We start from the raw sequence: 12,786 nt of genomic DNA, 5'->3' as shown, positions 1-12,786 counted from the left end.
CGGGGTCTCGATCGAGGGCTCGGCCGGGAGCTCGTTCGAGGGGTCGGTCCAGGGGTCGGTCTGCACGGTGTTCCTCCCGGGAGGGACGAGGCCTGGGGGACGGACGGTCTGGGCGCCGATCATGACATCGCGCCGGCTTCAGGAACCACCCCGGTGGGGCCCGGACGATGGTTGCGGTCGCACACACGGTTCGTTCGATCACACCACCTGACGAGGGAAGTTGCACTATCTTCCTCTCCTGTGGACCAGTTGACCGCCGAAGACCCCACCCGCATAGGCCCCTACCGCCTCATCGCCCGCCTGGGCGCAGGCGGCATGGGCCTGGTCTATCTGGGGCGTTCCGAGGCCGGACGCACCGTGGCCGTGAAGGTCGTCCAGGCCGAGTACGCGGGGAACCCGGAATTCCGCAGACGTTTCGCCCGCGAAGTGGCCGCCGCCCGGCTCGTGGGCGGCGCCTGGACCGCGGCGGTGCTCGACGCCGATCCCGAGGCCGCCGTGCCCTGGGTCGCGACCCAGTACATCCCGGGCCCCGACCTGCACACCGTCGTGGCCGAGGACTTCGGGCCGCTGCCCGAACCCTCCGTACGCGCCCTGGCCAACCGGCTCGCCCTCGCCCTCGGCGCCGTCCACGCGGCCGGTCTGATCCACCGCGACCTCAAGCCGTCGAACGTCCTCGTCACCGTCGACGGCCCCCGCGTCATCGACTTCGGCATCGCCCGCGCGATGGACAGCCTCGCCGGGGACAGCCTGCACACCCGCACCGGCATGCTGATCGGCTCGCCCGGCTTCATGTCGCCGGAACAGGTCCGCGGCCTCGAACTCACCCCGGCCAGCGACGTGTTCTGCCTCGGCGCGGTCCTCGTCTACGCGGCGACCGGGCGCCATCTCTTCGGCGCCACCGACACCGGGCTCAACGCCCACCTGTTCCGCGTCGCGGAGGAGGAGGCGGACCTCACCGGCGTGCCGGACTCGCTGGTCGACCTCGTACGGGCCTGCCTGGCGAAGGACCCGGCCGCCCGGCCCACGCCCCGCGAGGTGGCCGAGCGCACGGCCGGGGACCTGCCGGCGGAATGGCTGCCGGGCTCCGTCCTCGCGCAACTCGGCCGCCACGCCGCCCAGTTGCTCGACTTCGCCCCGGCGGCGCCGCCCGGTGTCCCGGCACAGCCCGACCCCCGCGTCGCGCTCGCGCAGCAGCCGGCGCCCGTACCGCCGCTGCCCGCGTACGCGCCGACCGCGCCCGGATACGGAGGCGCGGCCCCCTACGCCCCGACGGCCCCCGGGTACGGCGCGCCCGGGTTCGGCGCGGCCGCCTGGCAGCCCCAGGACGCCGAACCCGCGTACCCCCGCAGATGGCTCGCGCTCGCGGTGGCCTGCCTGGTGACCTTCCTCGTGCCCTTCGAAGCGGCACAGCTCACCATGGCGATGCCCACGATCCAGGCGGACCTCGGCCTCGGCACCGACGGCTTGACGCTGCTGTTCCGGGTCTACGTCCTCGCCCTCGCCGCCCTGTTGCTGCTCGGCGGGCATCTCGCCGACCTCATCGGGCGGAAGACGACCCTGGTCGTCGGCCTCGGCGGCTTCATGGTGGCCTCCGGGCTCGGCGGCTCGGCCGTGAGCGAGGGCATGCTGATCGCGGCGCGCGGCCTCCAGGGCGTCTCCGCCGCGCTGCTGACCCCGGCCGCGCTGTCCCTGGTCGCCGCCGCCTTCCCCGACTCGCGGGGGCGCCGTGCGGCCTTCGGTGTGTACGCGGCCGTCGTCGGCGCCGGGACGCTCGTCGGGTCGTCCGTCGGCGGGACACTGCTGGAGCTGGCTTCCTGGCGCATGGCCGAGTACATCGGCGTTCCGCTCGCGGTCGTCGCCCTCGTCCTGGTGCTCAACCTCGCGGCGGAGCGCCCCGCGCCCGGCGGTGGCGCCCGCCTCGACCTGCCCGGCCTGCTGCTCGGCTCCCTGGGCCTCGTCGCCCTCGTCTACGCGCTCGACCGGATCGGTACGGAGGGCTGGACCGACATCCTCGCCGTGGTCCTCGGCGTGGTCGGCCTCGCGCTCCTCGTGCTCTTCCTGTGGTGGCAGACGAGGTCGGCGAACCCGCTGATGACACCGCGAATGGTGACGGATCCCCGCCGCGCCGGGTCGCTCCTCGCCCTGATGCTGCTCGGCGTCGGGACGGTGATCATGTACTCGGCACTGCTCTTCCGGCTCCAGGCCGCCTACGGCTACTCCCCGATGATGGCCGGGCTCTTCGTGCTGCCCGCCGTCGTGGCCCAGGTCGTCGCGGCCACGGCGGTCGCCCCCCGGCTCGGGCAGCCCGCCGCCTCCGGCATCCTGATCGCGACGGGCGCGGCGACGACGGCCCTCGGGATCGCGTTCCTGGTGTTCTTCCAGACGCCCGACCAGTACGCCGGCCAGCTCCTGCCCGCCCTGCTCCTGGTCGGTTCCGGCACCGGCCTCGCCTTCATGCCGCTCTACTCCGTTCTCACCGAGGGCATCGCCCGGCCGCAGACCGGTGGCGCGGCCGCCGCCGCCATCTCAGCCGCGCAGCTCGGCGAGGCGATCGGCGTCGCCGTGCTCAACGCCGCCGTCACGGCCCGGCTCGCCGAGGCGCGGGGCGACGGCGGTTACCCCGACATGGTGCTCGCCGCCAACAACACGAGCCTGTGGTGGGCGACGGGCGCGACGCTCCTCGCCGCGCTGGTGGGCGGCCTGACGGTGCGCGCCCGTACGGGATCGGGGGAGGGCGCCACGGGACCGGGCCGGCACTGACGCGCCGCCCGCCGCCCCCGTCACACCCGCAGCGTCGTCCAGGGCCGCGACCCGTGCTCCGCCGGCGTCCCGTCCAGGATCCGCGCCTCCCGGGCGGCCGGGTCCAGGACGATCGTCGCGAGGCTCGCCCAGCGGCTCCCCAGCGGGGCCGACGGGTCGGGGACGCAGGTGACGGGCGGCTCGCCGGGGCCGGTGACCAGCTGCCGCAGCAGCTCGTCCCCGGTCACCGCGTCTGCCTCGTCCTTCGTGAGCCGCTCGCGCAGGAAGGCGAAGCGCTCGCCGGAGTCCGGCTGGTAGAGCCAGGTCTTCTCGCCGGCGGCCGGGACCTCGGTGAGGAAGTGGTTGGTGCGCAGGTGGACGCCCTCGGCGATGCGCGGCGCCTCGAAGACGCCCACCGGGCTGAGGTCGAGGAGCACGGCGCCCGCCGCGTCGAACAGCATGAAGGAACCCGAGGACGTGATCGGGGCGGAGGCGAGCAGTTCCCGGGCGTGCTCGACGCCGTCCGCCTCCTCCAGGACCAGCGCGGCGAGGACGTGGACGGGGATGCCGCCGACGCGGTCGTCGCGGTGGCCCAGGATGTTGAAGTGGAGGGCGAGACCGGCGCTGTTGACGCCGATCTTGGCGAGGATGCCGTGCTCCGTGAGGCCCACGTAGCGGTGCCGCCCGCCCGTGGACTCCAGGGTGTGCCAGTACGGGCCGAGTTCGACGTGCCAGTCCCAGGTCTGCACGCCGACGGGGGACCCGCCGGCCTGGCGGACGACGGTGGAGCACTCGCCGGGCGGCACGGCGGCCGACCGGGCCAGGATCTCGGTACGGGCGTTGAGCGCGGCGATCCGCCACGGCTCGACCCCGGCCCCCTCCGCGATGCCCTCGATCTGCTCGCGCAGCGCGGGGCGGAAGGCGCCGATCGCGTCGAGCGCCCGGTGGGCGTCGTCCCGGACCGTGCCGGGCCTGATCCGGCCCAGGGCGAACAGCCGGTCGTACGTCTCGAGCGCGCCGTTCAGCGCCGCGGCGGCCAGCAGCCGGCCGCGCTCCCGGCCGCGCCGGCGCGGATCGGGGTCGGCGACGGCCACGTGCGTCCGCCGCTCGGGCCGGGGAAAGGGGAAGGGCTGGGGCGAGGTCACGAATGTGCTCCAGGGGTATGTACGGGGGAAGCCGCCGTCAGTCGCGGGCGGTCGTGGCGGTCGCGGCAGTTGTGGCGGTCGTGGCGGTCGTGGTGGAGGCCGTCAGGGTGCCGAGGGCCCGGGAGAGCGTCCAGTACAGGACGGCCGAGCCGAGGACGCCGACCGGGATGGCGAGGTTGAGGCCGTCCATGCGGGCCGAGAGCGGGCCCGCCCAGAAGGTGGAGCCGGCGCAGAGGGTCGCCGCGCCGGCCCCGAGGAGGGTGGCCAGGACGCCGGCCCAGTTGACGCCGCCGCGGTACCAGTACGGGCCGGTGCGGCGCTGGTCGTGCAGCGCCTCGCCGTCGTAGCGGTTGCGGCGCAGCAGGATGTCGGTCGCGTACACGGCCATGCAGGGCCCGGTGATGATCACGACGAGTTCCATCATCGCGTTGACGGCCGTCAGGAAGTCGAAGACCAGGATCGCGAAGAGGGTCATGGCGGTGCCGATGGCGCCGACGACGAGCACGGCGGCCACGCGGGGCAGCCGGACGCCGATCGACTGCATGGACAGGCCCGCGCTGTAGGCGGTCATGCCGTTGTTGGCGATGGTGTTGAGGACGACGCCGATGACGAAGACGGGTGCGAACCAGCCCGGCATGAGGCTCTCCAGGGCGCCCTGCGGGTCGCTCATGTCGAGGCTGGTGGCGGCGAGCGTGCCGACGGTGGTGAAGGCGACGCTCGGCAGGAAGGCACCGGCCGCCGTCCACAGTGTGATCGCGGTGCCGCTGGTCTCGCGCGGCAGATAGCGGGCGAGGTCGGGGCTGTTCGCGTACGAGAGCGGCGCCGAGGCCACGAGGGTGAAGCCCGACGTCAGCGCGACGAGGTGGCCGAGGCCGGTGAGCGGCTCCTGCGGGGCGTACGACCAGTCGGCGTGCGTGACCACGAGCGCGGAGACGACGACGAAGACCAGCGTCAGCAGGACGGTGAGGGCCGAGTACAGGCGCACGATCGTGGCGTGCCCGTAGATCGCGACGAGGACGGTCGCACCGGCGATCAGACAGATGACGAACGCGTCGAGGGCCGCGGACCCGGGCAGGCCGAGCCGTCCGGTGAGGCCGATGCCGGCGACGGAGGCGGCGGACCAGTTGAGCGCCAGGTAGAGCGCGGAGATCAGCCAGCCGGTGAGGGCGACGACGACCTTGTTGCCGACGACCCCGTAGATCGCCCGGGAGACCACCGAGCCGGTGGTGCCGGAGGCCGGGCCGCTGACCGCGATGAAGCCGGTGAGCAGCCAGAACAGATTGCCCGCGACGATCACGGCGAGCGCCTCGCCGAGGGACAGGCCGATGAGGACGAGGGTCGCGCCGACCACGAAGCTGAGGTAGCTGACGTTCGGGGCGGCCCAGATCCCGAAGAGCTCACGGGCGGTGCCGTGCCGTTCGGCGTCGGGCACGCAGTCGATGCCCCGGGTCTCGACCTGACCGGCGCGGTCGACTCCGTCGGGGTGGCCGGACGTGTCCGGGGACCCGGACACGTCCGGGGAGGGGGAGCTGGGTGCCATGGAGGGGGTCCTTCGCTGAGACGGAGAACGGGGCGTCCGTGCCACCGCCGGGGCCGGGGGGTGTGTCGCCTGGTGCGTCGAGCGGTGCCGGGTTCGCCGGGCGTTATTGGTTGAGAAACCAATAGCTTGTTGGTGCGCCATCCAATAGTCTGTGCGGTGTGACGTCAACCCCTCGCGGCACCCGAATCCGCAAAGCCCCCGCCGAGCGGCGGGCCGAGATCCTGGACACGGCGGCCCGGCTCGCCCTGGAGCACGGCCTGGAACGGGTCACCATGCAGCAGGTGGCCGGCGAGCTCGGCGTCCGGCCCGGTCTGATCAGCCACTACTTCCCGGCCGTCGACGGCCTGCTGTGCGAGGCGTTCGCCCGCGCCGTCAGCCGCGAGCGCGCCGCCCTGCTCCCGGACGCCGAGCGCGAGCTCCCCCCGCTCCGGCGCCTGGCCCGCTTCCTGGACCGCATCGGCGACGACGGCTTCGCCAATCTCGGCCGCCTCTGGCTCAACGCCCGCCACCTGGCCCGCTACCGCCCCACCCTGCGCGCGGTCGTCGCCGAACAGGAGGCGGAGATGCGCGGCGTCCTGACCGCGCTCATCGAGGACGGCGTCCGCACCGGCGACTTCGTCACCGAGGACCCGCTCGCGGCGTGCGTGGTCATCCTGGTGACGATCGACGGCCTCGACTCGTACGCGAACGCGGACGAGGCCGCACCCCACCCCGTCCTCGACACCCTCGTGCCACGGATCGCCGAGCGGGAGCTGGGACTGGCGTACGGGAGCCTGCGCGACGAGCGCTGAACCCCGGGGCTCCTCGGGGGCGCGGTCAGAGGCCCGGCACCGGGGCGGTCGAGATGCCGGGCGCGTGCGCGGGGGCGGCGGCGGCCGCGTTCACCCCGTCACTCCGCTGCCGGAGCCCGGCCGCCGATCCTGCGCAACGCCTCGCGGAGCGCGGCGAGTTCACCCTCGTCGAGGTTCTCCACGAAGCGGACGAGCGTGGCCGGCCGGTCCTCGCTGGCGTCCAGGCCGTCCTCCATCAGGGCCGCCGCGTACGCCTCGCGGGTGGCCGCGGCCCGGTACACCCAGACCCGGCCGTCGCGGGCCCGGGTGAGGTAGTCCTTGTGGAAGAGGATCGTGGTCACGGTCGTCACGGTGGTGTACGCGACGTCCCGGTGCCGGTTGATGTCGTCGACGATCTCGCGCACCGTGGCCGGGCGGTTCCACCGCCAGAAGCGGTCCATGATCTCCGCTTCGAGATCCCCCAGCCGCCGCATGGGCCCGACTCCCTCTCCGCTCCACCGACTTGTCGTGGGGGTCATAGTAGACGCGCGGTTCACGGGGGCAGCCGGGGCGGCCGGGGGTGGGCGCAGTTGGCGGCGGCGGCCCTGGCCGGGCCGAGCCGGGTCGGGTCGGGTCGGGCGAGAGCCGGGGCGGCTGCGGCCCGGGCCGGGTCAGGCCGTGGACTCCCAGGCGGTCAGCAGGCCGTCCAGCCAGGCCGGCGGGAGTTCGGCCGCGTCCCACTCCTCGCGCAGCGGCTCCTCGTTCGTGACCAGACGTTCCAGGACCGCGATGCTGGTGGGGGAGTGGAGCAGGGTGTAGCGGCCGTGGATCGCGATCGGGCTGCCCGGGCCGAACTCCGCGTACATCTGCTCCACATGGGCGCGGTGGGTCGAGGCGAACTCGGTGAGCCGGCCCGCGTAGCCGGCCCGGCGCCGGGCGGTCATCGTGCCGAGGACGGCGGTCAGGACCTGCTCGGAGACCTCGGGGTCGAGGTCGGACTCGGCGGTGAAGGAGAGGTGGAGCGGGAGCACCGCGACCTTCGCCCGCTCGACCTCCATCCGCGACACGGGTGACCGGGGGCCGGGGGTGGCCGCGGACGGCTCGTGCCCGACGGTCGCGCGCAGGGTCCGCTCGGCGAGCGCGGCGAGTTCCGCGGTGGCCGCGGCGGCGCCGTCGGCCCAGCCGGTGGCGTAGGGCTCGCCCTTGCCCTCGGGCGCGCGCCCGGCGAGGGCGTCGAGTTCGTCGTGGGCGAGCGCGAGTGCGCCGGCCTCGACCAGACCGATGAGTTGCTCCGCGTCGCCGGACCAGACTCCTGCCCGGGCCAGCAGTTGGACCAGCGTCCGCTTCGCGTTGAGGACGTCGACGGCGTCCAGACGCTGCTCGGCTTCCTCGGTGGCGTTCATGGGGTCCTCCTCGTCGCATGGGCCGCGCCGTCGTGAGCCTACGTGGCGGCGGGAGGTCAATGTGACGGGGCACACGGTCGGACGGTCCCTGGACAGGTTCGACGTCCCTCTCTAGTCTCGTGCGCACCTATTCAATTTATTGAGTATGTAGTTCATACTCGCACCTGGGACGGAGCAGGAGCATGCACCCCTTTCGCACGGCGGTAGAGAACCGCGATGCCGCCGCCATCGAGGCACAGCTCGCCGAGAACGTCGTCTTCACCAGCCCCGTCGCCTTCCGGCCGTACGCCGGAAAGGCCGTCACCGCGGCGATCCTGCGCGGTGTGATGCGGGTCTTCGAGGACTTCACGTACGTACGCGAGATCGCGGACGCCGGCGGACGCGATCACGCCCTCGTCTTCACCGCCACCGTCGGCGGACGCACCGTCCAGGGCTGCGACCTCCTCCACTTCGACGAGGAGGGGAAGATCGACGACTTCACGGTGATGGTCCGCCCGTTGTCGGCGGCGCAGGCGCTCGCGGAGGCGATGGGGGCGCAGTTCGAGCAGATCGCGAAGGAGGCGGCGGAGGCGTAGGCGGGGGGCGGGGCGCGTGAGGTGGGGGGCGCGGGGCGGGGCATGGGCGATCCCCGGCGCGAACGGTGGTCGGCTCCGTAGGGTGGAGTCATGATCATCGACCTCCATGCCTACCTCACCCGCATCGGGCTCCCCGGAGGGCACCCCCCGACCGTCGACACGCTGCGTGCCGTCCACCGCGCGCACATGCTGGGCATTCCCTTCGAGAACCTCGACCCCGTCCTCGGCAGCGCGCCCTCGCTCGCCCTGTCGGACCTGGAGGCCAAGCTCGTCCACGGCGGGCGCGGTGGCTACTGCTACGAGCAGAACACCCTGCTCGCCGCCGCGCTCACCGCGCTCGGCTTCCGGGTCACGCTGCTCACCGCGCGCGTCCTCGTCGGCGCGAAGCCGGGCGAGATCCGGCCCCGCACGCACATGCTGATGCTCACTCAGGTTCCCGACGAGCCCGTACCGTTCGTGACGGACGTCGGCTTCGGCAGCATCGGCGCCCTCCTCGAACCGATCCCGCTGATCGCCGGCGCGGAACTGCGCGACCTGCCGCGCCACCACCGCCTCGCCCAGGAGCCGCACGACGGTCCGCTGGATCTGTGGAAGCTCCAGACGTACGTGCCGCAGGACGACACCTGGGAGGACCAGTACTCCTTCACGGTCGAACCCTTCGAGGCCTGCGACTACGAGGTCATCAACTGGCACATCGCCACCAACCCGCGCTCCCCCTTCGCCCGCGCCGTCTACGCCCAGCGCGCCCTCGCCGACGGCACCCACCTCTCCCTCACCGGCCGCCGCCTCACCGAGACGGCCCCCGACGGCGCCCAGGAGACGCGCGAGCTCGCCGACACCGACGAGGTGCTGCGGGTCCTCCGCGACGCCTTCGGCATCAGCCTGCCGGACGACACGAGCCTGCCGGAGTGACGCCGGCGGCGCCGCCGTCAGCGCGTGGGCCGGTACGGCTCCCGGGGCACGGCGACGACCTGCGCCTCGTCCTCGTAGACGATCCGCCCGGGGTCCGACGACTCGACGCGCACGCACGCCACCCCGTGCGCGGCCGGCAGGTCCGGACAGCCCGGCACCCGGTCGAGCAGGTGGGTGCCGGGCCGTCGCCGGGTGGATCGTGCGGCGCCTGATACCCGGGTGAAGAGCAGGCGAAACCCCTGGTAGATTATTTCTTGTCGCCGCGGGGTCAAGAACCCCGCGAGTGGCGCACACCTGGTCCGGGTGGCGGAATGGCAGACGCGCTAGCTTGAGGTGCTAGTGCCCTTTATCGGGCGTGGGGGTTCAAGTCCCCCCTCGGACACGACAGCTTTGTCGACGAAGTGGTGGTCGGGTATCGAACCCGTCCACCACTTCGCGTTTCGGGCCCCGGTCCGGTCAACCAGCCCGGCGGCTCCCGCGTCCTTCCCACCGCAACCCGACCGAGCACCACAGCACCCAGCGAGGAACAGGACCAGCCATGAGCGAGCAGGCTCGCGCCCTCTTCGACGCCCTCGACCTGGAGCGGGACGGCACGCTGACCCGGGTCGAGGTCATCCGTGCCCTCCGTGAGAAGGGCCCCACCCTCGTCGCCCGGGGCATGATCCCCGCGTGGGGAGTGGGCGACGCCGACGACTCCTCGGCGCTCTTCGACGAGGCCGACGCGAACGGGGACAAGGTGCTGACGTACGAGGAGTTCGCCGCGGTCGTCGACCGCCGCTTCGGCTGGTGACCGGCCGGGCGCCGGCCCGGCCTCACTCCCGGATGTGCCGGAGCGTGAACTCGGGCAGCGCGTACGGGCCGGCCTGCGGCGCGGCCGGGTCGGCCGGGAGGCCCGCGTCCGGGACGGCGGCCGCGTGGTGTTCGGCGTCGTCCAGGGGGACGTAGTCGAGGACCGCCGGGTCGGGCAGCTCCCAGAAGCGGCGCGTGTTCGCGGACACGGCGTACGCCGTGGCGAACCGGGTGCTCGGCGGGGCGGTCAGCGCGGCGCGTACGAAACCGACGGCGTCGCGCGGGCTCAGCCAGGTCGCCAGATGGCGTGCCTCGTCCGGCGCGGGCTCGAAGCTGCCGATGCGCAGACAGATCACCGACAGCCCGAACTTGTCGGCGTACAACTGCCCGAGCGCTTCCAGGGCCGCCTTGCTCACCCCGTAGAGCCCGTCCGGCCGCACCGGGTCCCGCGGCCCGGTCGTGTGCCCGGTCGGGTAGAAGCCGGTGACCCGGTTGCTGCTCGCGAGCACCACCCGGCCGATGCCGTGCCGGCGGGCGGCCTCCAGGACGTGGTGGGTGCCGAGGACGTTCGCCTCGAGGAGGTCCGGCAGCGGTGCCTCGTCCGGCACACCGCCGAGGTGCACGACGGCGTCGACCCCGGCGAGCGCCGCCGTCACCGCCGCGCCGTCCCGCAGATCGACCGTCCGTGCCTCCTCGTTCGGGGCCTCCGCCCGTAGCGCCACCCGATCGAGCAGCACCAGGCGTTCCGCCTCCGCCCGCAGCGCCTCCCGCACCACGGTCCCGATCCGCCCCGCCGCCCCCGTGACCGCGATCGTCCCGAGTCCCACGACGTCACCCCCCGTTCGTCGACAACCCGTGCATCCTCGTCGCTGACCGTCCGGTGATCAAGAGGTACCGGTCGAGGACCTGCGGCAGATAGTCCGCGCCCGGACCGAGCCGCTCGGCCGCGGCCGTCGACCGTACGAACGCGAGCGCGTCCAGCTCCACTTCGCCACCACCCGGCGCATGCTCCTGCGCGCGCGCAAGGGCCGCGTGGCGGCGGCGGACGAGTGCGCCCGGGAGCGGTGGCGCGAGGAAATGGAATCCGAGGCTCCCGAAGCGCCGCCCACGGGTCAGGCCCCACAGCTCCAGCCGTGAGTCCGGCACCTCCACCCCGGTCTCCTCCACCAGCTCCCGCGCCGCATGGCGCCGCAGCGCCGTGATGTCCAAGGCCTCCCCGGCCGCCGGTGGTTCGACTGCCCCGCCCGGCAACGTCCACCGCCCCGGCGCCGCTGTCGCCGTGGATCCGCGCCCGACCACGAGCCCGTCCTCCGACGGCAGCAGCACGGTCACGAACACCGAGCCGGGCACCCGCTCGGCCGCCCGCAGCGCCCGCAGCCCCCGCATCCGGTACGACACCGCCGCCCACCGCACCACCACCGGCTCCGCCCCGCGCCGTTCCACGCCGAGACTCGCCACCACCCGCCCGTCGAACGCGGCGGGGTTGCGCGCCGTCGTCTCCGCCCAGAGCCGGTCCACCTCGCTCCGCTCCCGGGGCGTGAGCACGGGCGGGGCGTGCTCGACGAAGGTGAGGCCGTCCGTGTCGAGGAACTCGACGGCAGGGCCGGTCGTCACAGCGCGCTCGGCGAGGGGAGTTCGGTGACGGGCTGCGGGGCGGCCCTGGGGATGCCGAGGCGTTCGCGGGCGTCGTGGACGGCCGCGAGCAGCCGGGCGCCCGCCGCGGGGGCGTGGTCGAACAGGGACAGGGCCTGCTCGGGGGTGGCGAGGATCAGCGCGGTGTCCTTGGTGGCGAGGAGCTGCGCGGTGTCCTTGTCGACGGGCTCGGAGCCGGTGAAGCGCACCGCGCGCAGCGCCCGCTCGTACGGGCCTTCCGGCGGGCCTTCCGACTCCACGGCGGTCTCCGGCAAGGCGGCCGCGCCCGTGGCCGGGTCGAGCCGGACGAGGACGCGGCCGTCCGGCGCGAAGGCCCAGACAGGGGACCGGCCCACCGTCCCGGCTTCCGGGACCGGTCCCGCGGTGCGCGGAGTCGACAGTACGGCGAGGCGGTCGAGCACGGTGGGGGAGAGGGGGCGGCCGTCCTCCAGGACGGCCGGGCCGCCCGCGTTGATCCGGGCCCGGAGCGCGGACAGCGCGCGGCGCGCGTCCCCGGATGCCATCAGCTCGGGGAGCCGGGCCGGCTCCACGAACTCGATGCTCTCGATCTCGCTCTCCGGCAGCCGTACGGCGCCGATCCGGGCCTCGTCCCAGGTGCCGCCGTCGTACACGTACAGGATCTCGCCCGGGAACCGCAGCGCCTCCGGAGCGCCCAACGCCTCCCGCGACACCCAGTCCACGGCCAGGGCCCGGTCGACGACCGCTGTGACGCCGAGCTCCTCCCACAACTCACGGGCCGCGGCACGCGAGGGCGCCTCGCCCGGATCCACGGCACCGCCGGGCAGCAGACAGGTCGGCCGGTAGTCGACGTGCTGCACCAGGACCCGCCCGCGCACGTCGGTGACGAGCACCGAAGTCCCGGTCCACAGTGCCGCGGCGGCGCGCGCGGCGCCGTACTCCTCGTCAGATGTCGCGCTGGTGGTGGTCACGGAACTCTCCGATCGCCGACGACGGGCCGCGTTCGTCGCCATCGTGACCCACGAGCACCCCGCACGGCCCCGCTTCGGCGGCCTTCGCCACCCGATCGAGCGGCGCCGGGCCGGACCGCCGCCCGCTCCGCTGTGCCCGTCCTCCGCGCGCGGTGTCCGGGGTCCGCCCCGGTCCTCCACGCGTGGTGTCCGCTATGGAGTGACATCACTCCGCTATGTGGCGACTTGTGGGGGCCGCATGTTCCTGCACCGGTGCAGCTACCTGGGGGGTAGGGCGCTCTTGATCGGCCACTTCGGGCCTGCATAAAGTCACGTCGAGCCAAACGGAAGC

At 73.8% G+C, this 12,786-nt stretch carries 12 protein-coding genes and 1 tRNA gene; 6 read left to right on the top strand and 7 right to left on the bottom strand.

The features are described from left to right. Nucleotides 1-240: 240 nt before the first annotated feature. On the top strand, nucleotides 241-2,760 hold the full coding sequence (locus ACIRSU_RS03740) for an MDR family MFS transporter (protein WP_403788840.1): 2,520 nt from the start codon (nucleotides 241-243) through the stop codon (nucleotides 2,758-2,760). Between the two features lie 20 nt (nucleotides 2,761-2,780). Here ACIRSU_RS03740 and ACIRSU_RS03735 read toward each other — a convergent pair whose 3' ends face one another. Together ACIRSU_RS03735 and ACIRSU_RS03730 are read right to left on the bottom strand one after the other, a co-directional pair. Then, the gene (locus tag ACIRSU_RS03735; RefSeq protein ID WP_403788838.1) at nucleotides 2,781-3,884 is read right to left on the bottom strand and encodes a C45 family autoproteolytic acyltransferase/hydolase; all 1,104 of its coding nucleotides are present in this window, start codon (nucleotides 3,882-3,884) and stop codon (nucleotides 2,781-2,783) included. Between the two features lie 37 nt (nucleotides 3,885-3,921). Continuing rightward, nucleotides 3,922-5,424, bottom strand: a complete 1,503-nt coding sequence (locus tag ACIRSU_RS03730; protein ID WP_403788836.1) for a purine-cytosine permease family protein — start codon at nucleotides 5,422-5,424, stop codon at nucleotides 3,922-3,924. 158 nt (nucleotides 5,425-5,582) lie between these two features. On the opposite strand from ACIRSU_RS03730, the gene ACIRSU_RS03725 reads away from it, so the two are divergent. After that, on the top strand, nucleotides 5,583-6,215 hold the full coding sequence (locus ACIRSU_RS03725) for a TetR/AcrR family transcriptional regulator (RefSeq protein ID WP_403788834.1): 633 nt from the start codon (nucleotides 5,583-5,585) through the stop codon (nucleotides 6,213-6,215). A 98-nt stretch (nucleotides 6,216-6,313) separates the two neighbouring features. On the opposite strand, the gene ACIRSU_RS03720 is transcribed toward ACIRSU_RS03725, so the two are convergent. After that, nucleotides 6,314-6,688, bottom strand: coding sequence for a BlaI/MecI/CopY family transcriptional regulator (locus tag ACIRSU_RS03720; protein ID WP_403788832.1), 375 nt, complete (start codon nucleotides 6,686-6,688; stop codon nucleotides 6,314-6,316). A 177-nt stretch (nucleotides 6,689-6,865) separates the two neighbouring features. Beyond that, on the bottom strand, nucleotides 6,866-7,597 hold the full coding sequence (locus ACIRSU_RS03715) for a hypothetical protein (RefSeq protein WP_403788830.1): 732 nt from the start codon (nucleotides 7,595-7,597) through the stop codon (nucleotides 6,866-6,868). A gap of 182 nt (nucleotides 7,598-7,779) precedes the next feature. Between ACIRSU_RS03715 and ACIRSU_RS03710 the strand changes: the two genes are divergently transcribed. The 4 genes from ACIRSU_RS03710 (at nucleotide 7,780) to ACIRSU_RS03695 (ending at nucleotide 9,874) form a co-directional block, all read left to right on the top strand. Next, nucleotides 7,780-8,172, top strand: coding sequence for a nuclear transport factor 2 family protein (locus tag ACIRSU_RS03710; RefSeq protein ID WP_403788828.1), 393 nt, complete (start codon nucleotides 7,780-7,782; stop codon nucleotides 8,170-8,172). A gap of 90 nt (nucleotides 8,173-8,262) precedes the next feature. Then, complete coding sequence (locus ACIRSU_RS03705) at nucleotides 8,263-9,084, top strand: arylamine N-acetyltransferase (protein ID WP_403788826.1); 822 nt, start codon at nucleotides 8,263-8,265, stop codon at nucleotides 9,082-9,084. A 297-nt stretch (nucleotides 9,085-9,381) separates the two neighbouring features. Then, nucleotides 9,382-9,466: transfer RNA gene (locus tag ACIRSU_RS03700), tRNA-Leu, on the top strand. A gap of 156 nt (nucleotides 9,467-9,622) precedes the next feature. Beyond that, the gene (locus ACIRSU_RS03695; RefSeq protein ID WP_403788824.1) at nucleotides 9,623-9,874 is read left to right on the top strand and encodes an EF-hand domain-containing protein; all 252 of its coding nucleotides are present in this window, start codon (nucleotides 9,623-9,625) and stop codon (nucleotides 9,872-9,874) included. A 22-nt stretch (nucleotides 9,875-9,896) separates the two neighbouring features. Here the strand turns inward: ACIRSU_RS03695 and ACIRSU_RS03690 are convergent, their stop codons facing one another. The 3 genes from ACIRSU_RS03690 to ACIRSU_RS03680 are packed head-to-tail and all read right to left on the bottom strand — an operon-like array spanning nucleotide 9,897 to nucleotide 12,455. Further along, complete coding sequence (locus tag ACIRSU_RS03690) at nucleotides 9,897-10,700, bottom strand: NAD-dependent epimerase/dehydratase family protein (protein ID WP_403788822.1); 804 nt, start codon at nucleotides 10,698-10,700, stop codon at nucleotides 9,897-9,899. Nucleotides 10,701-10,704: 4 nt separating this feature from the next. Beyond that, a complete protein-coding gene (locus tag ACIRSU_RS03685) occupies nucleotides 10,705-11,487 on the bottom strand; it encodes an NUDIX domain-containing protein (RefSeq protein ID WP_403788820.1) in 783 nt (260 codons plus the stop codon). Then, the gene (locus ACIRSU_RS03680) at nucleotides 11,484-12,455 is read right to left on the bottom strand and encodes an NUDIX domain-containing protein (protein WP_403788818.1); all 972 of its coding nucleotides are present in this window, start codon (nucleotides 12,453-12,455) and stop codon (nucleotides 11,484-11,486) included. The genes ACIRSU_RS03685 and ACIRSU_RS03680 overlap by 4 nt, the downstream gene beginning before the upstream one ends. Between the last annotated feature and the right edge of the window lie 331 nt (nucleotides 12,456-12,786).

Origin of the sequence: Streptomyces sp. NPDC101160, from assembly GCF_044768205.1 — a bacterium.
Classification (GTDB): domain Bacteria; phylum Actinomycetota; class Actinomycetes; order Streptomycetales; family Streptomycetaceae; genus Streptomyces.
The sequence above is the reverse complement of the archived record's forward strand: the minus strand, read 5'-3'. Positions and strand labels throughout refer to the sequence as shown.

Excerpts from the sequence above, each read along its gene's own strand:
- ACIRSU_RS03715 (WP_403788830.1), bottom strand. The coding sequence starts at position 7,597 with ATGAACGCCACCGAGGAAGCCGAGCAGCGTCTGGACGCCGTCGACGTC.
- ACIRSU_RS03705 (WP_403788826.1), top strand. The coding sequence starts at position 8,263 with ATGATCATCGACCTCCATGCCTACCTCACCCGCATCGGGCTCCCCGGA.
- ACIRSU_RS03695 (WP_403788824.1), top strand. The coding sequence starts at position 9,623 with ATGAGCGAGCAGGCTCGCGCCCTCTTCGACGCCCTCGACCTGGAGCGG.
- ACIRSU_RS03710 (WP_403788828.1), top strand. The coding sequence starts at position 7,780 with ATGCACCCCTTTCGCACGGCGGTAGAGAACCGCGATGCCGCCGCCATC.
- ACIRSU_RS03730 (WP_403788836.1), bottom strand. The coding sequence starts at position 5,424 with ATGGCACCCAGCTCCCCCTCCCCGGACGTGTCCGGGTCCCCGGACACG.
- ACIRSU_RS03720 (WP_403788832.1), bottom strand. The coding sequence starts at position 6,688 with ATGCGGCGGCTGGGGGATCTCGAAGCGGAGATCATGGACCGCTTCTGG.